Genomic DNA, 19,912 nt, shown 5'->3' with positions numbered 1-19,912 from the left:
ATACCTATTAGAACGTATGTTCGCAAGCAATTTCTCAACCGAACCTATTGTTGTACAACAGATTTAGATAGCGTTGCGAAGAAACGTGGCTCACGCACGCCGGTTCAAGTGCTCAGGAGCGCCGAGGGAACCTACTGCTCACCAACAGCCCTGGCCAATCAGAAGTGGAACAAGCCCCGTCCCCATAACCCGCGCCGCCGACCGTGCCTTAATCACCGCCGACCGTGCCAATACTGTTCACGCTCCGAAGGTTTCGGCACGCTCGACGGTCGGTTCGGCACGCTCGACGGTCGGTTCAGACCACTACGTGATGACGTCCGAGTGGCAGCATCAGCGGCTTGCCCGATGTCGGGTCGATGATGACCTGACTGTCGAGGCCGAACACTGCCCGGACGTTGTCCTCGGTCAAGACCTCGGCGGGTTCGCCTGCGGCATGGACGTTTCCACCGGCAAGGGCGATGAGGTGATCGGAGTATCGGGCGGCGAGATTGAGGTCGTGCAACACCATCACGATGGTGGTGCCACGGTCACGATTGAGATCGGTCAGCAGGTCGAGAACCTCGATCTGGTGACTGACATCGAGAAATGTGGTCGGTTCATCGAGCAGCAGCACGTCGGTCTGCTGGGCCAGAGCCATTGCGATCCACACCCGTTGGCGTTGTCCACCGGAGAGTTCATCCACCGGCCGGTCGGCCAGGGCGGAGGTCTCGGTGGTCTCGAGTGCGGCGGCGACGGCTTCGTCGTCTTCGCGGGTCCAGCGAGAGAACAGGCCCTGGTGTGGGTGCCGTCCACGGCCGACGAGGTCGGCGACCGTGATCCCCTCCGGCGTGATCGGCGACTGCGGCAGCAAGCCGAGTGTGCGGGCCAGCGCCTTGGCGGGAGTCTTGTGGACCTCGGTGCCGTCGAGCAGAACCCGGCCCGAGCGCGGGGTCAGCAGCCGTGACATCGACCGCAGCAGAGTTGATTTGCCGCAGGCGTTCGCACCGACGATCGCGGTCACCTTGCCCGGGGGCACCAACAGGTCGAGATTGTCGATGACGGTGTGGTCGCCATAACCGAGCGTCAGGTTCTCGACAAGGAGTTGATGCTTGGTTGTCACAGCGAGCCTCCGGCGCGGTTGGTACGGACGATCAGGTAGATGAGGTACGGGGCGCCGAGAACTCCGGTGACAACACCCACCGGATAACGGGTGCCGAAGGCGAACTGTCCGACGAAGTCTGCGACCAGCACCAGCAGAGCTCCGACCAGAGCGGCCGGGACAAGCAGGGATCCATTCGGTCCGACCAGCCGGGCGGCGATGGGGCCGGACAAGAACGCCACAAATGCGATCGGGCCCGAGGCCGCGGTGGCGAAGGCGAGAAGTCCCACGGCAGCGACGATCACGATCAGCCGAGTTCGGTTGACCCGCACCCCGAGTGCCGATGCGGCATCATCACCGAGCTCGGACATCTCGAGATTGCGCGACTGCCCGAGCAACACCGGCGCCAGTACGACGAGTGCGACCAGCACCGGGATCGTCTGGGTCCACGAGGCACCGTTGAGGCTTCCGGTCAACCACCGCATCGCCTCCTGCTGGTCCCATTCGGCGGCCTGGTCCAAAAGATAGTCCGTGACGCTGTGGAGCATCGCCGCGATTCCGATACCGATGAGGATCAGGCGGGTTCCGACAACGCCGCCACGGAACGACAGCACATAGATCAGCACCGAAACGGCCAGTGCGGAAACAATCGCGAAGATCGACACCTGGGTGGCACCGAGTGACAGCGTGACAATCGCAAAGGTCGCGGCCGCACTGGCACCGGCGCTGATCCCGATGATGTCGGGGCTGGCCAACGGGTTGCGCAGCATGGTCTGGAAGGTGATGCCGGCGAGTCCGAAACACAGACCTGCGGCAACGGCAAGCACTGCCCGCGGGATCCGCAGGCGTCCGACGGTGAAGGTCGCGCCCTGGACCTGCTCCCCCAGGATCACTTTCAGAATGTCGCCGGGAGGATAGAACGTCTTGCCGAACATCAAGGTGATCGAGAAGGCGATGACGATGAGTACCACCAGGATTGCGATCACCCAGCGACGGCGGCCACCTCGGATCTTGCGGTTCCGGGCAATCGTCTGCGCCGTCACCATGGTTTCCGAACTCACAGTGCACCGACCTTCTGCCGACGGACGATGTAGATGAAGAATGGTGCGCCGATCAGCGCGGTCAAGATGCCCACATCGATTTCGGCAGGACGCGCGACGATCCGCCCGATCACGTCGGCCACGGTGAGAAGCACCGCGCCGGTGACCGCCGAGTAGGGCAGCAACCAGCGATAGTCCACGCCGACGATCAGTCGGCAGGCATGCGGGACGACCAGTCCGACGAAGGCAATCGGGCCTGCGACGGCCGTAGCCGCGCCACACAGGATGATCGCCCCGAGGGCGCCACCGCCGCGGACGAGGGCCACTCGCTCACCGAGTCCGGCGGCGAGGTCGTCGCCCAGCGCGAGCGAGTTGAGGCCGCGCGCCGACAACATCGAGATGATGAATCCGACGATCAGAAAGGGCAGAACCTGTTCGATTCCGGCATAGGTGGCCCCACCCACACCGCCCACCCGCCACGATTGGACGGTATCGGCGACATCGTTGCGGCCCAGGATGATTGCGGTGACAAACGATATCAACGCCGCCGAGGTCGCAGCGCCGGCAAGCGCGAGTTTGAGCGGCGTGGCACCGCCACGTCCGAGTGAGCCCACGAAATAGACGAAGACAGCGGCGGCCGCGGCACCGATGATGGCCACCCAGATGTAGTTGGACGCCGTGGACAGACCGAAGTAACTGATACCGATGACCACCGCGAGCGACGCACCCATGTTCACGCCGAGGATGCCCGGGTCGGCGAGTGGGTTTCTGGTCACGCCCTGCATGACCGCACCGGACACTCCGAGTGCGGCTCCGACGATGATCGCCAGGATCGTTCGGGGGATCCGTTTTTCGACTGCGGCCTGGTTCATCCCCTCGGAGTCGCCACCGAGAACGGCAAATACGTCCGACCACTCGACACCGCGAGAGCCGACCTTGACCGACACGATCGCGACCACCACGAGGACCGCGACGACGATCAAGAAACCAAGTGCCCGCACCCGTCTCGGGCGCCGCACGATGGCGACGCCCGAGACGGACTGCGAAGTACTTTGTGTCACTTGGACTTGTCTGCTGCTTCCGCGAGCAGCGCGACGTAATCGTCGAGCACCCAGGAAATCGACAACGGCGTCGGGTTCGCAGCGGTTCCCAGCGGAGTGCTGGGCAGGGCCACGATGGCGCCGTTCGCCACTGCCGGCATCTGCGACAGCAACGGGTCGGCCTTGAGGGTCGCGACCAGCGCTTCGTCACCGTAGGTCACGATGATGTCGACGTCGCTGAGTCCGTCGATCTGCTCGGCACTGCGTGTAGCCGAGAACTTTTCCGTCTCGGCTGAGGCCGCAGCGATGCTGCCGGGGGTCTGCAAGCCGAGGTCCTCGAAGAATAGGGCGCGGGTGTCGTGGGTCGTATAGAAGCTGACCTCACTGAGATCAGCAGTGTCCACGTGGGTCAGGAACATGATGGATTTGTCCTGCAGCTGTGGGTATTTCTCCCCGGCAGCGGCAACTTCCGCCTCGAGGTCGGCGATGAGCTCCTGCCCCTCGGCCTCCATGCCCATACCCTTGCTGTTCAGCTCGATCATCTGCTGCCAGGGGGTACCCCACGCGGTCTCGGGGTACGCCACCACCGGCGCGATTTCACTGAGGGTGTCGTAGTCCTCTTGGGTCAGACCCGAGTAGGAAGCCAGGATCACGTCGGGATTGGTGTTGGCGACGCTCTCGAAGTCGACACCGTCGGTCTCGTCGAACAGCACCGGGGCCTCGCCGCCGAGCTCGTCGAGCCGCTCGCTGACCCACGGCAGCAGACCGTCGCCGTCGTCGTCACCGAAGTTCGCGGCCGCCATGCCCACGGGAACAATACCGAGCGCCAACGGCACCTCATGGTTTGCCCAGTTCACGGTGGCCACGCGCTCTGGCTTCTCGGTGATGGTCGTGGTTCCGAGGGCGTGCTCGATGGTGATCGGGCTGAAGTCGCCGTCGCCGCCGTTGTCGTCCGAGGACGACGAACAGGCCGCGAGCCCGACCGTGAGCAGCGCTGCCGCCGCGAATGCCACCAGCTTGGGTGCGCGAGACATTGTTACCTTTCGATTCGTGAAGCACAAAGACGCATTCACCGGCGGAGTCACCGGCAACCGAGCAATGTCGGTAAGGATTACCTAACAGAGGCTAGATCGGGATGCTCCCGATTGCAATCAAGCAAAAGCGACACGGATTGTCGCAAAACGGACACCCCCGGGGCCACCGGCCTCCCACCGGTCACAGCTCGCGGAACCGCCCCGGACTCATCCCGGTGATCCGGCGGAAGGCCGTACCGAAGGCGCTCACCGAGCGGTAACCGACCCGGCCGGCGACATCGTCGATCGGACGGCCCTGCGCCAACAGGGTGATCGCATGCTGGACGCGGGCGGTGACCACCCAGCGCGTGAAACCCACACCGGTCTCCGAATCGAATGCCCGCGTGATGGTGCGCGCGCTGACACCGAGGCGTTGCGCCCACTCCCCCAACTGCGTTTCGTCGGCGGGGTCGGCCTGCACCGTGGCAACGATCGGCGCCAGCAGCGCCGACTCCGGAACCCGCAGCAACAACTGATGCGACGCCGGGGTCAACACATCGAGAACCATTGTCTCGGTGGTTGATCGCGATACCTCGTCGAGGTCTTCGGTGTTGAGCCGGTCGAGCAGCAACCGCAACAGCGGGGAGACCTCGACCGCCACCGGCTCAGCCGAGATGGATGGGACCGCACGAATGCTGAAATGCGCTGAGCTGAGGGCGGTCCCGGCCGGAGTCCAGCCGGAGTGCAGGACCCCGGCAGGTATCCACAGGCCAAGGGTCGGCGTGATCGTCCAAACCCGGGAACCGACGGTGGCCGACGACGAACCCTTGGCACTCCACAGCAGCTCATGGGTCGGGTGGGAATGCTCCTCCCACTGGGTGTCTCGAGAGATGATCTCGTACATCCCCGCGATGACGAACGGAACCTCGATGGCGCCCGCCTCGTAGACGGGCAGGCTCCGCGTGTCTGCCACCTCGATACTCACCCGATCACCATAGGTCAGCGAACGCGGTGCATGCCCACCACTGCGGTCTGCCGATCGTCACCGACGAACGTCTCGACGGTGAAACCGCTTCGACCAGCGCAACGGGCGACCGCCGGCACCTGGTCCCGGTGCATCTCCAGAAAGACCAGACCGTTGGCGGACAACCACTCCGGCGCCCCGTCGATCACGCCGTTGATGTGGTCCAGACCGTCCACCCCACCAAAGAGTGCGCGGTGAGGTTCATGGTCGAGTGCCTCCCGGGGAAGGAATCCGCAGGCGGCGGCAGGAACGTACGGCGCCACCGCCGCGATCACGTCGATCCGGCCCCGCAACGCCTCCGGCAGACACTCAAAGCCGGAACCGTGATGTAGTGCCGCCCTACCGCGCAGATTGGCCTCGGCATGTGCCAGAGCCCTGTCGTCGATATCGGCGACATGGATGTCGACCCAGGGCGCGGCGTGTCCGACCGCCGACGCAATCGGGGCGACGCCGCAGAATGCCTCCAACACAACCCGATCCCGGCGCCGCAACACGGCGGCGATCGTCGTCCGCGCCAGAAGCCAGGACCGTTGTCGTGGCACGAAAACCCCCGGACCTACGGACAGACGCAGACCCCCGAACCCGACCCGGCCGACGATGTGCTCCAGCGGTTCACCGGCCTCGCGCCGACCGCACCAGTGGTCGAGTTCGGTTGCATCGCTCGCATATTCGCGCAATATCGCCGCTTCTTCTCCGGCGAATACACAGCCGGCCCGTCGCAGCCGATCGGCGATGGGATCCGATTCCGGGCTGCCCCGCCGGGCCATCTCTGCCGGGCTCATACCGGATACTCGACGATCACCAATCCATCAGCGGTGTCCCGGCTGTGTTCGGCCGACAGATCCTTTGATGGACCGACCCGCCATGGTGATGCTGTGCTGTTCATATTCGCCGCCATCTGTGCCACCTGCTCTCAATTGAGCGTCGTCGGCGCTACCCGCGGGGGCTCGGCAACCTGTTCCAGCCGACCCAAATGAGGTCCAGAGTCAGCATCTGAGTATAGCGGGCAGGCAGAAGCAGGTGATGACTTTGCAGTCCTCACCCCCTGCCTGCACCGGCTGGTCACAGGGAGGCCTTCCAGCCACCAAAGCTCTGGTCGGCCCTCGGAACCGGGATCGGCGGCTTCGGCCGGTCACCGAACTCCACAACCGGACGATGTGGCAGATCTCGGCGCAATCCATCGGAACGGGAGTATCAAGGAACCATGCACCTCAAACTCAGCGACGAAGACGTTGCCTTCCGCGAGGAACTGCGCACCTTCTTCACCACGGAAATTCCCAAGGAACTCCGAGAGCGCGCCGCGGCCGGCACCTCGATTTTTCCCGACGACATGATCGCCGTGCAGCGCAAACTCAATGAACACGGACTGGCAGTGCCGAAGTGGCCCGTCGAGTGGGGCGGCAAGGACTGGACGCCGGTGCAGAAGCACATCTGGCAGAACGAGATGAACCTCGCCTCCGTCCTGGAACCGCTGGCTTTCAACGCCGACATGGTCGGGCCGGTGATCGCCAACTTCGGATCGCAGGAACTCAAGGAACGGTTCCTGCCGCCGACGGCCAACCTCGACATCTGGTGGTGCCAGGGCTTCTCCGAGCCCGAGGCCGGTTCCGATCTGGCCTCCCTCAAGACCAGGGCGGTACGCGACGGCGACCACTACGTGGTCAACGGCCAGAAGACCTGGACCACGATGGCGCAGTTCGCCGACTGGATCTTCGCACTCGTGCGGACCGATCCCGATGCCCCGAAACGTCAGGCAGGCATCAGCTTTCTGCTCATCGACATGAAGACCCCGGGAATCACCGTCCGACCGATCCAGCTGATCGACGGCAGTTACGAGGTCAACGAGGTCTTCTTCGAGGACGTGAGGGTACCGGTCGAGAATCTCGTCGGGGAAGAGAATGCCGGGTGGAGCTACGCGAAGTTCCTGCTGGGCAACGAACGCGCCGGGGTCACCCGGGTCGGAATCACCAAGAACCGGCTGGCCCGCGCCAAAGAGCTCGCCTCGACGATCCCCTCCGGTGACGGAACCCTTTTGCAGGACCCACTGTTCGCCGCCCGTCTCGCCGAACTCGAGAACGAACTCCTGGCACTGGAACTGACGCAGATGCGGGTTGTCGCGGCATCGGCAAACGGCAAACCCGACCCGGTCTCATCCGTCCTCAAACTGCGCGGCAGTGAGTTGCAGCAGGCCTCGACCGAAATCCTTGCCGACATCGCCGGTGTCGACTCGCTGGCCGTCGATGCCGCCGACATCGGCTCCCCCCAGTGGGCCCAGGAGACCGTCCCGACGTATCTGAACTACCGCAAGGTGTCGATCTACAGCGGCTCCTCAGAGGTTCAGCGCACCATCATCGCGTCCTCCATCCTCGGGCTGTGAACTCGCCCGCACACCTGTAAAGGACCACCGAACACCATGGATTTCGAATACAGCGAAGAACAGACGATGCTGCGTGACACCACACGCGACGTGCTGTCCAAGTTCTACGATCTCGAAAAGCTCCGCGCAGTTACCGATACCGACCTCGGCTGGAGTCGCGACCTCTGGAAGTCATTGGCCGAGATCGGGATTCTCGGTCTGCAGTTCAGCGAGGAGGACGGCGGCATGGGCGCAGGCCCCGAGGAGATCAGCGCCGTCCTCGGCGAGTTCGGACGCGCACTGGCACCCGAACCGCTTCTCGACGCGGTGATCATCCCCGGTGCGATCATCGCCGACACCGGTGACGCCGAGCAGAAGTCGAAGTACCTGCCCTCGCTGGCCTCCGGTGAACTGCTGGCCGCCTTTGCCCATCAGGAACCCGGTGACCGCTGGCCGAACGCAGCGGTCGCGACAACCGCGACCCCCTCCGGTGACGGCTACACCTTGACCGGCACCAAGAACCCTGTGCTGCACGGCGACTGCGCCGACCTCCTCGTCGTCACCGCTCGCCTCGACAATGCCGTGGCGCTGTTCCTCGTCGATACCGGCGGAGCTCAACCATCGAGCACCGCCATCACCCGCACGCCGTTCCGTACCCATGACTCGCGGCGCGGTGCCCAGATCGAGCTGCAGGACGCTCCGGCGACGCTGCTCGGTGCCGGCGACACGTCGGCCGCGTTGATCCGCAGCGAGGTACTCGCCCAGGTCGGATTGTGCGCCGAAGCCGTGGGGGCCATGGACGAAACCCTGCGCCTGACGGCCGAGTACCTCAAGCAGCGTAAGCAGTTCGGAGTGCCGCTGGCCAAGTTCCAGACACTGACGCAGCGGGCCGCGGACATGTACGTCCTCGTCGAGCTCGCCCGCAGCATGAGCCTCTACGCGACGGTCTCATTGGCCGACGGCGACATCGACCCGGTCATCGCTTCCCGGGCCAAACTGCAGATCTGCCGGTCGGCCCGCAAGGTCGCACAGGAAGCGATCCAGATGCACGGTGGCATCGGGATCACCGCGGAATATCCGGTGGGCCATTACGCCAGCCGGCTGCTGGCCATCGAACACACTCTCGGCGGCAGCGCGGAACATCTGCGGACCCTCTCCGATCGCATCGCAGACTATGACAAGATCCTGATCGGATAGTGACAACGTCCATTGACGAAGTCGGCCCGGGCGGTTCATCGACGACGCCGTACCGGCCGAGTTCGTCGGTGACGTAAGAACCTCGACAGGAGAACTCCCATGGCTGCCCCATTGCTTGAAGCGTCCACCGAGATCAAAGCCACCCCGGAGCAGGTCTGGAAGGTGGTGTCCGACCTGCAGCGGATGGGTGAATGGAGCCCGCAGTGCCGCAAGACCATCGTGCGCGGCGGCGGACCGGTCACCCTCGGGACCAAGACCATCAACATCAACAAGCGCGGACTGCTGGTGTGGCCGACCAGGTCGAAGGTGGTGCGGTTCGAGCCGAACAAAGAGATCGCCTACAAGATCGCCGAGAACAACAGCGTGTGGAGTTTCACCATCACTCCCTCGGTCGACGGCGTGACGCTCACCGAACGCCGAGAGGCACCCAACGGCACCAGCAAGGTCTCCCAGGTCCTCATCAATGCCGCGATGGGCGGCGAGGAGCCCTTTGATGCCGAGTTGGTCGACGGGATGAATCAGACGCTGACGAAGATCAAGCTCGCCGTTTCCTGACCGGGGGGCTGATCAGAGCTTTTCGAGCAGTGTGGGCAGGTCTGCGATCGAGTCGATGACATGGTCGGGGACCTGCCCGAACTCGTCTGCCTCCAGTACCGCGAGCTGTTCGGGCCGGAACTTTCCGGTGCGGACCAGCACCCCGACCATGGCGGCCTTCTGCGCACCCAGGACATCGCTGTAGATGTCATCACCGACCATGACCACCTCGCCCGGGTCGGTGACCCCGAGCATCTCGATCGCGGACCGGAACCCCAGTGGAGACGGCTTCCCGATCGCGGGGATCTTCTTGCCGGTCGCCTTTTGTAGGCCTTCGAGATAGATACCCGTGTCGACCTTCGGCCCCGTCGCGGTCGACCAGGACAGCGACCGGTGCATCGAGACGGCCGGAACGCCATCGATCATCCAGCCCAGCGCCTTCGACAGGAGCTCGTGGGTGAACGAGGGGCCGGCACCGCCGAACACGACCACGTCGGGGTCGTCGGAGACGAGGTCGATCCCCTCCATGTCGTCGCTGACGTCCCCCTCGTTGAGGACCGCCACCCGCTTGCCCGGGTGTTTGGTACGCAGGTATTCGGCGGTGAGCACGGCGGCAGTGAGCACCTCGCTGTCGTCGACCGCGAAACCGACCCGGGTCAGCGTCTGCGCGATCTGACTGCGCGACTTGGATGTGGTGTTGGTCAAGAACATCCGGGGCATCCCCGACTCGGCAATCGTCTCGAGCGCTTCGACGGCACCGGGCAAAGGCTCCCACGACGTGACGATCACCCCGTCGATGTCGAGTAACAACCCTTCAGCCATGCCTAAAAAACTAGTCCTGCCCTTGCGCGGCCGCACGGTGGGATGGTCGGTTGCTGACAGGCACCCTTCCGTTCCGGCATGCTTGGCGGCATGGCCGACCAACGTGCACCCCAGTTCTCCGCATTGTCCAAACGAGTCACCGGCCTCATGACACGCGCGTATTCCGACCTCGCCGACGTCGTCGCACTGCCCTCGGTGCATCTCGATCCCGCCAAGCGCGACGACTGCCGGGCCAGCGCGGCCTGGGTCCGGGGAGCATTCTCCGATGCCGGTGTCGACTCCCTGGTGATGGACACCGTCGACGGGAGCCAGACGATCCTGGGGTTCGTGCCCGGCCCCGCCGGTGCGCCGACGGTCCTGCTCTACTCGCATCACGATGTGCAACCGTCGGGCCCCGAGGAATTGTGGGACAGCGCCCCGTTCTCGCTGACCGAGCGCGACGGCCGCTGGTTCGGCCGTGGATCATCCGACTGCAAAGGCAACCTGGTCGCCATCCTCACCGCATTGCGCGCACTCGATCCGCTCCCCCCGGTCGGGATCCGCATCGTCATCGAAGGATCCGAGGAAGCCGGCGGCGAAGGACTCGACCACCTGGCCCGCACCCGGCCCGAGCTCTTCCAGGCCGACATGATCCTCATCTGCGACACCGGCAATGTCGCGCCCGGGATCCCGACCCTCACCACCAGCCTGCGCGGGATGGCCGCGGTGAAGGTGTCCACCGAAACCCTTGCCTCCGAGGTTCATTCCGGGCAGTTCGGTGGCGGCGCACCGGACGCACTCGCGGCCCTGATCGCCGGCCTGGCAACGCTGCGCGACGCCGACGGAAACACCACCATCGACGGACTTCCCAACGATCAGGCCTGGTCCGGTGCCCCCTACGACCCATCGCAGTTCCGTTCCGACTCGACCACCCTCGACGGTGTCGACCTGATCGGTTCGGGTTCGGCCGCCGAAATGGTGTGGGCCCGCCCCGCGGTGACGGTGATCGGCATCGACGCACCGCCGACGGCAGGCGCCCCGGCCGCGATCAACCCGCGGGCGGCCGCACAGCTGAACCTGCGGGTACCGCCCGGCATGGATCCCAATGAGGCGGCGATCGCCCTGGAAAATCATCTACGCCAGCACATTCCGTGGCATGCGAGGGTCGATGTCGAGATCCAGGCGACCGGGGCCCCGTTCTCGGCCGTCACCACCGGCCCCGGGTACACCGCTCTGACCGCGGCGATGGCCAAGGCCTACGGCAGACCTGTCGTCCACTCCGGACAGGGAGGATCGATCCCCCTGTGCACGGTGCTGGCAGAAATCTGCCCCAGTGCCGAGATCGCACTGCTCGGCGTCGAGGAGCCGGCCTGCCGGATCCACGCACCGAATGAGAGCGTCGATCCCGACGAGATCTCCAAAACAGCCCTGTCCCTTGCCCTTTTCCTCTCGAAGTACGGAGCCCAGAACTGATGCGCAGCGTTTCGGAACACCAGGGAGTGGTGGCCGCACTCTTCCCGGCGCCACGTGTGGTCACCGTGCCCGCCGCGGCCGCGCTGGGCCGGGCACTGGCCGATGACATCGACGCCCCGATCACGTTGCCCGGCTTCGACAACTCGGCCATGGACGGCTACGCCGTCCGCGCAGCAGACATCGCCACCGCCACCGAGGACACCCCGGTAACGCTCCCGGTCGCCGCCGACATCCCCGCCGGACGCACCGACGAGCTGACGCTGGCACCCGGTACCGCGCACCGGATCATGACCGGGGCGCCGATGCCGGCCGGCGCCGATGCGGTGATCCAGGTCGAACGGACCGACGGCGGCACCGACAACGTGCAGATCTTCGCCGCCGCCGCACCGGGTACGGCAATCCGCCGGGCCGGCTCCGACATCGCTGCCGGAGCCCGCGCGCTACCGGCCGGGCGAGTCCTGCGAGCCCCGCAGCTCGGTCTGGCCGCTGCACTGGGCCTGGCCGAACTACCGGTCTACGCCCCACTGCGCGTGCTGATCCTCTCCACCGGCACCGAATTGGTCCCGGCGGGCACCCCATTGGAGTTCGGCCAGATCTATGAGTCGAACAGTGCGATGTTGACCGCCGCGGCCATCGAGGCCGGCGCGCAGGCCGAGCAGGTTCATTTCGTGCCCGACGACGTCGACGAGTTCCGGGCCCGCCTGGACAGCTACATCGACGGCGAAGAGGGCTCGGGCGTCGATCTGATCATCACCTCGGGTGGAGTCAGTGCGGGCGCCTACGAGGTGGTCAAGGACGCCCTCACCGGCCAGGGCGTCGAGTTCGTGAAGGTGGCGATGCAGCCCGGGATGCCGCAGGGCTGCGGCTCCTACACGAGCGCGGCGGGCAATGCGGTCCCGATCATCACGCTGCCGGGCAACCCGGTCAGCGCCCAGGTGTCCTTCGAGGTGTTCGTCCGCCCGCCGCTCCGGTCCGCGATGGGACTGCCGCCGCAGCGCCGGACGGTCGCGGCGTCGGTCACCGAGGCCTTCACCTCGCCCAAGGGAAAACGGCAATTCCGCCGCGGAGAACTGACGACGGCCGACGGCGTCGTCGGGGTCCGGACCATCGGACCGCCGGCGTCACATCACCTCGCGTTCATGGCGTCGGCCAACGTCCTGTTGGACATCGCCGCCGACACCGACAAGGTCGACGCCGGCAGTACGGTCGACGTCCTGGTTCTGGAAGAACTATGACCAGCGATCGCCGACCTCGCTGCGGACCTGCAGCAACAGCCGCCTCATCGGCACCGGACGCGGCGCCGGACATTCGCCTGGAACAATGACCGACATGGCCAGACGCCCCACTCCGACAGACGCCGAGCCGACCACCGGTCTGGCTCACATCGCCGACCTCATCCGCGAGACCGTGCCACCGCTACATCGGGCCGGTATCCCGTTTGTCGCGGTTCCCGCGGCCGTTGCCGTTGCCGGACGCCGCCATGGCTGGATTCGCACTCCGGCCACCATTGCCGCGCTCGCCACCGCCGCGTTCTTCCGCCATCCGTCCCGGGTACCGCCCAACGCGCCCGGTGTTGTCGTCGCGCCCGCCGACGGGCAGGTCGCCCTCGTCGACCACGCGGCGCCACCGGTCGAACTCGGACTCGGCGACACCCCGCGGCCCCGGATCTCGATCTTCCTGTCGGTCTTCGACGTGCACGTGCAGCGCATTCCCGCCGCCGGCAAGGTCGAGGCGATCGAATACCGGTCCGGTTCATTCCTCAGCGCCGACCTCCCGGAGGCCAGCGAGGCCAACGAACGCAACTCGATGCTGATCCGTACCGACGACGGCGCCGAACTGGCGGTGGTCCAGATCGCCGGCCTGCTGGCCCGTCGCATCGTCTGCGACGCCGTACCCGGTGATCAGGTCACACTCGGGGACACCTACGGCCTGATCAGGTTCGGCTCCCGGGTCGACCTCTATCTCCCCGAGGGCACTCGCCCGCTGGTTGCTGTCGGCCAGCGCGCGGTGGGTGCGGAAACCGTTTTGGCGCAATTGAAATGATTGCCTACGGACGGGGCGAAACCCAGCGCACAGCCTCCCGCCACGTAACCCAGACAAACGGCCGCCGACGGCCGAGTCGCGCCGGGACCCTGAACACCGGCAAGTTGCTGGTGCCGTCGGCGTTCACGGTGCTCGCGATCTGCGCCGGCTTGTCGGCGACCAAGTTCGCACTCGACGGCCGGGTCGACCTGTGTGTGGCGATGATCGCCGCGGCGGCTCTGCTCGACGGCATCGACGGACGGATCGCGCGACTGCTCGGCGCGACAACCAAGATCGGCGCCGAACTCGATTCGCTGGCCGATGCCATCAACTTCGGTGTCGCACCGGCACTGACCCTGTACGTCCTCATGCTGCAGGGCAATGACGTCGGCTGGTTGTTGTCGCTGATCTACTGCTGCGCAATCGTTTTGCGGTTGGCCCGCTTCAACACCCTGATCGACGACGACGACCGTCCGCAGTACACCAAGGACTACTTCGTCGGGGTGCCCGCACCGGCCGCCGCCCTGATCGCGATCCTGCCGATTGCACTCGACCAGCAGTTCGGCTCGGGCTGGTGGACCTCGGACGCGTTTGTCGGCGGCTGGATGACCTTCACCGCGCTGCTGGCGGTGAGCCGGCTACCCACGGCGTCACTCAAATCGATTGCGGTACCGCCCAATGCAATGGTGCTGGTACTCATCGGGGTGGCCTTGGTCGCCGCCGCACTGCTGACCTACCCGTATGCCCTGATGTTCGCCGCCATCGGCCTCTATCTGGTCCACGTCCCCTTCGCCTGGCGCACCAAGCGCTGGGTCGCCAGCCGGCCGGAGACCTGGGATTTCCATCCGCGGGAACGGCGTGCCGAGCGCCGAGCGATCCGTCAGGTGCGTCGCGGACGTCCGACCCAATCCGCGGCCCGCCTCGGATTACGGCGTCCCGGGTCCTGATACCGGTAGTTTTGCTGCTGTGACATCCGAATCCGCTGCCGCTGATCCCGCCCACTCCGGATCACCGCAGCTGACACTGACCGCACGACTCAACCTGTCGGCCGCCGAGGCCCGCCGCGGCATCGTCCGGGTGCACCCCGAGGTGCTCACCGGTCTGGGGTTGCGCGAATGGGATGGCGTCGCGGTCATCGGATCCCGGACCACCACCGCGGTCATCGCCGCGACCTCGGCGGCCGAACCGACCGGCATCGCACTGCTCGACGAACTGACGCTGTCGAACGCCGGGATCAAAGCCGATGCACCGGTCGTACTCACTGCGGCCGTCGTCCACGGTGCCACCCGCATCGTGGTCCGGGGTTCGTCCCTGACCTCGGAATCGGTCGACGAACGAACGCTGCGCCGGGCCCTGCTCGGCAAGGTGGTGACGGTGGGCGACGTGGTCTCGCTGCTCCCCCGCGACCTCGGCCCCGACTTCGCCACCTCCGAGGCGACGCGAACCCTGGCACGTTCGGTCGGCATCACCTGGACCAATGAACTGCTGACCGTCGTCGCCGCCGAACCGGCCGGTCCGGTCAGTGTGCAGCCCGACACCGCAGTGCTGTGGGCCGACCGGAGCGCCCCGACGGCCGCATCGACGACACCCGCGCGCGCCCCGAGCACACCGATGCAGGTACAGACTCCGAGTACACCGGCGCCGCCGGTGCGCCGGGTCGATGAACTCGTCGGGGTTCACGCCCAGGTCGACAAGCTCACCGAGTGGATCGGACTGGCGCTCGACAACCCCGAATTGCTCACCGCGCTCGGCGCCCAGGCCCGGCTCGGCGCGATCGTCTCCGGCCCGCCCGGCGCGGGCAAGGCCACGGTGGTCCGGGCCGTCTGCGCCGACCGCAACCTGATCTACCTCGACGGTCCGGTGACCGGCGCCCTGGAATCATCGGCCCGGCTCGGTGCGGTCAGAGACGCTGTGACCCAATTGGTCTCCTCGACCGACGACCGAGGGTCGGTCCTGCTGATCAGCGATGTCGAAGCACTGCTGCCCGCCGAGTCCGATCCGGTCTCCGCCCTGATCCTCGACGCCCTGCGGACCGCCATCACCGCTCCGCGGGTCGCGCTGATCTGCACCAGTTCCCGGCCGGAGAACCTCGACACTCGACTGCGCGATCCCGACCTCTGCGACCGGGAACTGTCGATCGGGCTGCCGGACAGCAAAATCCGGCGAGGACTACTCACCGCACTGCTGACCGACGTCCCCACCGAGACCATCGACCTCGGCGACATCGCCTCCCGCACCCCCGGCTTCGTCGCCGCCGACCTCGCTGCCCTGACCCGCGAAGGCGCGCTGCGCGCCGCCGCCCGGAGCGCACGAGATGGCAAGCCCCCCAAACTGACCGAGGCCGACCTCAGCGGCGCTCTCGAGGTGATCCGGCCGGTGTCGCGGTCGGCCTCACCGGAGGTTGCCGTCGGCGGTATCACCCTCGACGACGTCGGCGACATGGTCGAGACCAAGGCGGCCCTGACCGAGGCCGTCCTGTGGCCGCTCCGGCATCCCGACACCTTCACCCGGCTCGGTGTCGACCCACCACGCGGCGTACTGCTCTACGGTCCGCCCGGGTGCGGCAAGACGTTTGTGGTCCGCGCACTGGCCGCATCCGGGCAACTCAGTGTCCACAGCGTCAAAGGTGCCGAGCTCATGGACAAGTGGGTCGGCAGTTCAGAGAAGGCGGTCCGCGACCTGTTCGACCGGGCCCGCGAATCCGCACCCTCGCTCATCTTCCTCGACGAGATCGACGCCCTCGCACCGCGACGAGGACAGTCCTCCGATTCCGGGGTCGGCGATCGCGTGGTCGCAGCGCTGCTCACCGAACTCGACGGCGTCGAACCGTTGCGCGATGTGGTCGTCCTGGGCGCGACCAACCGGCCCGACCTGATCGACCCGGCGCTGTTGCGGCCAGGGCGGCTCGAACGCCTGGTGTTCGTCCCACCGCCCGACGCCGAGGCCCGCGGCGACATCCTGAGAACCTCGAGCCGGTCGGTACCGCTCGCCGAAGGCATCGACCTCGACGAACTCGCCGCCGACCTGGACGGTTATTCCGCGGCAGATTGTTCGGCGCTCCTGCGTGAGGCAGCCCTGGCCGCCATGCGCCGCAACATCGACGCCGCGACCGTGACAGCCGAGGATGTGGCCGCGGCCCGGGCCAAGGTTCGACCCTCTCTCGACCCCGACCAGGTGGAGAACCTTCGGCAATACGCCGACAAACGCGGCTCCTGAGGGCCGCAGAATACGGCAACTCCCCTCGTCAAGGTCCGAATTCGCCTGTTCAGTCAAAACGTTGACACGCTGACCCGTTTGGTGAAAGTGTGCTGAGCGAGTGTTCAGCATTTACGCAATCGTCGGCTCCGAGCGAGAACCGACGTTGAGTCGATCTCGAAAGGGTTGGTGCACGATGGCGGGACGCATGGAGGGCAAGGTCGCCTTCATCACGGGGGCAGCGCGCGGGCAAGGACGAAGTCACGCAGTACGTTTGGCGCAGGAAGGTGCCGACATCATCGCGGTCGACATCTGCGGCCCGATCTCCGACGAGGAGGCCGTGATCGCGGTGTCCACGCCGGAAGACCTCGCCGAAACCGTCAAGCTGGTCGAGGACCTCGACCGCCGGATCGTTGCGGTACAGGCTGATGTCCGTGACTACGACGCACTCAAGGCTGCCGTCGACAGCGGCGTCGAGCAACTCGGAAGACTCGACGTCATCGTTGCCAATGCCGGCATCGGTAACGGCGGTGACACCCTGGACAAGACCAGCGAACGGGACTGGCAGGAGATGATCGACGTCAACCTCTCCGGCGTCTGGAAGTCGGTGAAGGCCGGTGTCCCACACCTGATCTCAGGCGGCAACGGCGGTTCGATCATCCTGACCAGCTCGGTCGGTGGACTCAAGGCCTATCCGAACACCGGCCACTACATCGCCGCCAAGCACGGCGTTGTCGGGCTGATGCGCAGCTTCGCCGTCGAGCTCGGCGAGCACTCGATTCGCGTCAACTCTGTGCACCCGACCAATGTGAACACGCCGATGTTCATGAACGAGGGCACGATGAAGCTGTTCCGACCCGATCTGGAGAATCCCGGGCCCGACGACTTGGAACTCGTCGCGAAGTTCATGCACGTACTACCGATCGGCTGGGTCGAGCCCGAGGACATCAGCAACGCGGTTCTCTTCCTCGCCTCCGACGAATCCCGCTACGTCACCGGTGTGACGCTGTCCGTCGACGCCGGCAGCTGCCTCAAGTAGGCCCGCACCGCTGATCGTCGGTATCCACGAGGGGCAGGCAACGCGCCCCTCGTGGATACAGCGCGTCCCGAACGGCCCGACGCCACCCGCGTGCGACCACCACAGCACCTGCCCGGCCACGGTGGTCACCGAAACCGCAAGACCCCCGGATCGATTCAGCAGCAACGTCTTCGGGACAGATGTCCCCCACGTGTCGACCCACCACCGCCAGCTCGGCAGCAAGAGCCCGCACCACCGACGGGGCCAGGCCGAACAGCGCGGTCGCGCAGTGATCGACGCGGCCGTAGGCATCGAGCCAGACGACCACGGCCGCACCCACCGCCGCGGAGTCACCACCGCACCGCCCGAGCTCTTCGATGGCGTACCCACCCCGGTCGTAGCGGCAGGGAACCACGATCCCGGTCAGGACCTCGCCGTCGGCCAACACCGTTTCCCACGGCCCGGTGAAGAAGTCCGTCGCCTCGACGGTCCGGCTGCCACGCGGTGAGATCGTCTCGAACTCGGCGTCCAGCGCCAATGCCACCGCGGCGTACCCGTCCGCGGCATCGGCGTGAGCGATCGATCCGCCGATCGTCTCGTCGCCGCGGGCGCCGGGAGACCCGATCACCGGAGTCGCCGGCCGGAGCAAAGGGACATGTTCTCGAATCAGCCGCGAGTGTCTGATCGCGGCATGCGTTGTACCCGCACCGATCCAGACCGAATCCGGACCGAGTTCAACGCCCTGCAATTCGACCCCCGGCACGTTAATCGGCACCACGCTCATTTGACGTCGCTCCCAGCCACGACGACAAACATGCGACGTGCAGTCATGGTCTTTCCTCTCGGAGAACATCCGGGGTCGTCAGGCTTGGGAGACAGCAGCGACGACCCGCCGGCTGCACGCGGCTGCCGAAAACACCGGCGCGAGGGGTTCCGTCGACTACCCGGCAAAGCTAACTCCTCCCCTTCAGAGTTTCAAGCATTTCGCCGAATCCATCCTGATCGACCGATCATATTTCGTCGACCGGCAGGATCATGCAGACCTGGAGATTGATTCCGCGGAGACTCGATTACGCACTGCTGCAACAATTACCCTCACCCTTTGTCTTCACAGCGGTTCCGTTGTCGCCGTTGACAGAACATCGCCGCAGTGGGAGAGTCCTGATCGAGTGATCAGTTTTGTACCGGCGGCCAAGCGAGCCGACACGCAATCAACTTCGAAAGGATCGGTGGGACAATGGCGGGACGTATGGAGGGCAAAGTCGCCTTCGTCACCGGAGCAGCCCGGGGGCAGGGACGAAGCCACGCGGTGCGCCTGGCACAAGAAGGTGCCGACATCATCGCGGTCGACATCTGCGGGCCGATCTCCGACGAGGTCGAGCCACTCATCGCGGCGTCTACGCCGGAAGACCTCGCCGAGACCGTCAAGCTGGTCGAGGATCTGGACCGCCGGATCATTGCCTCCCACGTCGATGTGCGCGATTTCGACGCACTCGTCTCGGCGGTCGACAAAGGGGTCGAAGAACTGGGGCGACTCGATGTCATCGTTGCCAACGCGGGCATCGGCAACGGCGGCGAGACCCTCGACAAGACCAGCGAGCGGGACTGGCAGGAGATGATCGACGTCAACTTGTCGGGTGTCTGGAAGACGGTCAAAGCCGCTGTGCCACATCTACTGTCGTCCGAAAATGGCGGATCCATCGTGTTGACCAGTTCGGTCGGCGGCATGAAGGCCTACCCGAACACCGGGCACTACATCGCTGCCAAACACGGCGTCATCGGGCTCATGCGAAGTTTCGCCGTCGAACTCGGGCAGCACTCGATCCGCGTCAACTCGGTCCTGCCGACCAACGTGAACTCCCCGATGTTCATGAATGAGGGCACGATGAAGATGTTCCGACCCGACCTGGAGAACCCGGGCCCCGACGACCTCGAGGTGGTCGCAAGGATGATGCACGTCCTGCCGATCGGCTGGGTCGAACCCGAGGACATCAGCAACGCAGTGTTGTTCCTGGCCTCCGACGAATCCCGCTACGTCACCGGCACCTCACTTGCCGTCGACGGCGGAAGCCTGCTGAAGTAGCACCTCGACGGCTTCTCAGGGACTGATCCAGGACAGCT

General features: G+C 65.8%; 18 protein-coding genes. 10 read left to right on the top strand and 8 right to left on the bottom strand.

The window, feature by feature from the left end; genetic code table 11:
* Window positions 1-295: 295 nt before the first annotated feature.
* The 6 genes from AC51GT_RS20940 to AC51GT_RS20915 form a co-directional block, all read right to left on the bottom strand.
* Window positions 296-1,099, bottom strand: coding sequence for an ABC transporter ATP-binding protein (locus AC51GT_RS20940; RefSeq protein ID WP_496326886.1), 804 nt, complete (start codon window positions 1,097-1,099; stop codon window positions 296-298).
* Window positions 1,096-2,124: a FecCD family ABC transporter permease gene (locus AC51GT_RS20935; RefSeq protein WP_496326955.1), complete on the bottom strand. Its 1,029-nt coding sequence runs from the start codon at window positions 2,122-2,124 to the stop codon at window positions 1,096-1,098. The genes AC51GT_RS20940 and AC51GT_RS20935 overlap by 4 nt, the downstream gene beginning before the upstream one ends.
* Window positions 2,125-2,135: 11 nt before the next feature.
* Window positions 2,136-3,137: a FecCD family ABC transporter permease gene (locus AC51GT_RS20930; RefSeq protein ID WP_496330080.1), complete on the bottom strand. Its 1,002-nt coding sequence runs from the start codon at window positions 3,135-3,137 to the stop codon at window positions 2,136-2,138.
* A gap of 38 nt (window positions 3,138-3,175) precedes the next feature.
* Window positions 3,176-4,192: an iron-siderophore ABC transporter substrate-binding protein gene (locus tag AC51GT_RS20925; RefSeq protein WP_496326885.1), complete on the bottom strand. Its 1,017-nt coding sequence runs from the start codon at window positions 4,190-4,192 to the stop codon at window positions 3,176-3,178.
* A 181-nt stretch (window positions 4,193-4,373) separates the two neighbouring features.
* Window positions 4,374-5,156 (bottom strand): AraC family transcriptional regulator, encoded by a 783-nt coding sequence (locus tag AC51GT_RS20920; RefSeq protein WP_496330035.1) that lies wholly within the window; start codon window positions 5,154-5,156, stop codon window positions 4,374-4,376.
* Window positions 5,157-5,170: 14 nt separating this feature from the next.
* Window positions 5,171-5,977, bottom strand: a complete 807-nt coding sequence (locus tag AC51GT_RS20915) for a class I SAM-dependent methyltransferase (protein ID WP_496330034.1) — start codon at window positions 5,975-5,977, stop codon at window positions 5,171-5,173.
* Between the two features lie 422 nt (window positions 5,978-6,399).
* Here AC51GT_RS20915 and AC51GT_RS20910 point away from each other — a divergent pair, with 422 nt between their 5' ends.
* The 3 genes from AC51GT_RS20910 to AC51GT_RS20900 all read left to right on the top strand — a co-directional run bounded on the left by AC51GT_RS20910 (window position 6,400) and on the right by AC51GT_RS20900 (window position 9,303).
* Window positions 6,400-7,572, top strand: a complete 1,173-nt coding sequence (locus tag AC51GT_RS20910) for an acyl-CoA dehydrogenase family protein (RefSeq protein ID WP_496326882.1) — start codon at window positions 6,400-6,402, stop codon at window positions 7,570-7,572.
* Between the two features lie 36 nt (window positions 7,573-7,608).
* Entirely contained in the window at window positions 7,609-8,748 is a 1,140-nt protein-coding gene (locus AC51GT_RS20905; RefSeq protein ID WP_496330033.1) for an acyl-CoA dehydrogenase family protein, read from the top strand.
* 99 nt (window positions 8,749-8,847) lie between these two features.
* A complete protein-coding gene (locus tag AC51GT_RS20900) occupies window positions 8,848-9,303 on the top strand; it encodes an SRPBCC family protein (protein WP_496326880.1) in 456 nt (151 codons plus the stop codon).
* A 12-nt stretch (window positions 9,304-9,315) separates the two neighbouring features.
* Here the strand turns inward: AC51GT_RS20900 and AC51GT_RS20895 are convergent, their stop codons facing one another.
* Window positions 9,316-10,104 (bottom strand): HAD-IIA family hydrolase, encoded by a 789-nt coding sequence (locus AC51GT_RS20895; RefSeq protein ID WP_496330032.1) that lies wholly within the window; start codon window positions 10,102-10,104, stop codon window positions 9,316-9,318.
* A 90-nt stretch (window positions 10,105-10,194) separates the two neighbouring features.
* Here AC51GT_RS20895 and AC51GT_RS20890 point away from each other — a divergent pair, with 90 nt between their 5' ends.
* The 6 genes from AC51GT_RS20890 (at window position 10,195) to AC51GT_RS20865 (ending at window position 17,812) form a co-directional block, all read left to right on the top strand.
* Window positions 10,195-11,556 (top strand): dipeptidase, encoded by a 1,362-nt coding sequence (locus AC51GT_RS20890; RefSeq protein ID WP_496326878.1) that lies wholly within the window; start codon window positions 10,195-10,197, stop codon window positions 11,554-11,556.
* Window positions 11,556-12,791: a molybdopterin molybdotransferase MoeA gene (moeA, locus tag AC51GT_RS20885; RefSeq protein WP_496330031.1), complete on the top strand. Its 1,236-nt coding sequence runs from the start codon at window positions 11,556-11,558 to the stop codon at window positions 12,789-12,791. The genes AC51GT_RS20890 and moeA overlap by 1 nt, the downstream gene beginning before the upstream one ends.
* A gap of 94 nt (window positions 12,792-12,885) precedes the next feature.
* On the top strand, window positions 12,886-13,599 hold the full coding sequence (locus AC51GT_RS20880; protein ID WP_496330030.1) for a phosphatidylserine decarboxylase: 714 nt from the start codon (window positions 12,886-12,888) through the stop codon (window positions 13,597-13,599).
* Window positions 13,596-14,525 (top strand): CDP-alcohol phosphatidyltransferase family protein, encoded by a 930-nt coding sequence (locus tag AC51GT_RS20875; protein ID WP_496326875.1) that lies wholly within the window; start codon window positions 13,596-13,598, stop codon window positions 14,523-14,525. The genes AC51GT_RS20880 and AC51GT_RS20875 overlap by 4 nt, the downstream gene beginning before the upstream one ends.
* 19 nt (window positions 14,526-14,544) lie before the next feature.
* The gene (locus tag AC51GT_RS20870) at window positions 14,545-16,794 is read left to right on the top strand and encodes an AAA family ATPase (protein WP_496330029.1); all 2,250 of its coding nucleotides are present in this window, start codon (window positions 14,545-14,547) and stop codon (window positions 16,792-16,794) included.
* A 175-nt stretch (window positions 16,795-16,969) separates the two neighbouring features.
* Window positions 16,970-17,812 (top strand): mycofactocin-coupled SDR family oxidoreductase, encoded by an 843-nt coding sequence (locus tag AC51GT_RS20865; protein WP_496326873.1) that lies wholly within the window; start codon window positions 16,970-16,972, stop codon window positions 17,810-17,812.
* On the opposite strand, the gene AC51GT_RS20860 is transcribed toward AC51GT_RS20865, so the two are convergent.
* Complete coding sequence (locus tag AC51GT_RS20860) at window positions 17,805-18,566, bottom strand: FAD binding domain-containing protein (protein ID WP_496330028.1); 762 nt, start codon at window positions 18,564-18,566, stop codon at window positions 17,805-17,807. The genes AC51GT_RS20865 and AC51GT_RS20860 overlap by 8 nt on opposite strands.
* Before the next feature lie 462 nt (window positions 18,567-19,028).
* Here AC51GT_RS20860 and AC51GT_RS20855 point away from each other — a divergent pair, with 462 nt between their 5' ends.
* On the top strand, window positions 19,029-19,874 hold the full coding sequence (locus AC51GT_RS20855) for a mycofactocin-coupled SDR family oxidoreductase (protein ID WP_496330027.1): 846 nt from the start codon (window positions 19,029-19,031) through the stop codon (window positions 19,872-19,874).
* Window positions 19,875-19,912: the final 38 nt, after the last annotated feature.

This window comes from Williamsia sp. z34 (assembly GCF_059553395.1).
Note: the sequence above shows the minus strand (reverse complement) of the source record. Positions and strands in the feature narration are given on the sequence as shown.

Bases quoted from the DNA above. Each gene is read 5' to 3' on its own strand.
- AC51GT_RS20900 (WP_496326880.1), top strand. From the start codon at position 8,848: ATGGCTGCCCCATTGCTTGAAGCGTCCACCGAGATCAAAGCCACCCCG.
- AC51GT_RS20865 (WP_496326873.1), top strand. From the start codon at position 16,970: ATGGCGGGACGCATGGAGGGCAAGGTCGCCTTCATCACGGGGGCAGCG.
- AC51GT_RS20915 (WP_496330034.1), bottom strand. From the start codon at position 5,977: ATGAGCCCGGCAGAGATGGCCCGGCGGGGCAGCCCGGAATCGGATCCC.
- AC51GT_RS20890 (WP_496326878.1), top strand. From the start codon at position 10,195: ATGGCCGACCAACGTGCACCCCAGTTCTCCGCATTGTCCAAACGAGTC.
- AC51GT_RS20880 (WP_496330030.1), top strand. From the start codon at position 12,886: ATGGCCAGACGCCCCACTCCGACAGACGCCGAGCCGACCACCGGTCTG.
- AC51GT_RS20935 (WP_496326955.1), bottom strand. From the start codon at position 2,124: ATGGTGACGGCGCAGACGATTGCCCGGAACCGCAAGATCCGAGGTGGC.
- AC51GT_RS20925 (WP_496326885.1), bottom strand. From the start codon at position 4,192: ATGTCTCGCGCACCCAAGCTGGTGGCATTCGCGGCGGCAGCGCTGCTC.
- AC51GT_RS20905 (WP_496330033.1), top strand. From the start codon at position 7,609: ATGGATTTCGAATACAGCGAAGAACAGACGATGCTGCGTGACACCACA.
- AC51GT_RS20895 (WP_496330032.1), bottom strand. From the start codon at position 10,104: ATGGCTGAAGGGTTGTTACTCGACATCGACGGGGTGATCGTCACGTCG.
- moeA (WP_496330031.1), top strand. From the start codon at position 11,556: ATGCGCAGCGTTTCGGAACACCAGGGAGTGGTGGCCGCACTCTTCCCG.
- AC51GT_RS20855 (WP_496330027.1), top strand. From the start codon at position 19,029: ATGGCGGGACGTATGGAGGGCAAAGTCGCCTTCGTCACCGGAGCAGCC.
- AC51GT_RS20910 (WP_496326882.1), top strand. From the start codon at position 6,400: ATGCACCTCAAACTCAGCGACGAAGACGTTGCCTTCCGCGAGGAACTG.
- AC51GT_RS20875 (WP_496326875.1), top strand. From the start codon at position 13,596: ATGATTGCCTACGGACGGGGCGAAACCCAGCGCACAGCCTCCCGCCAC.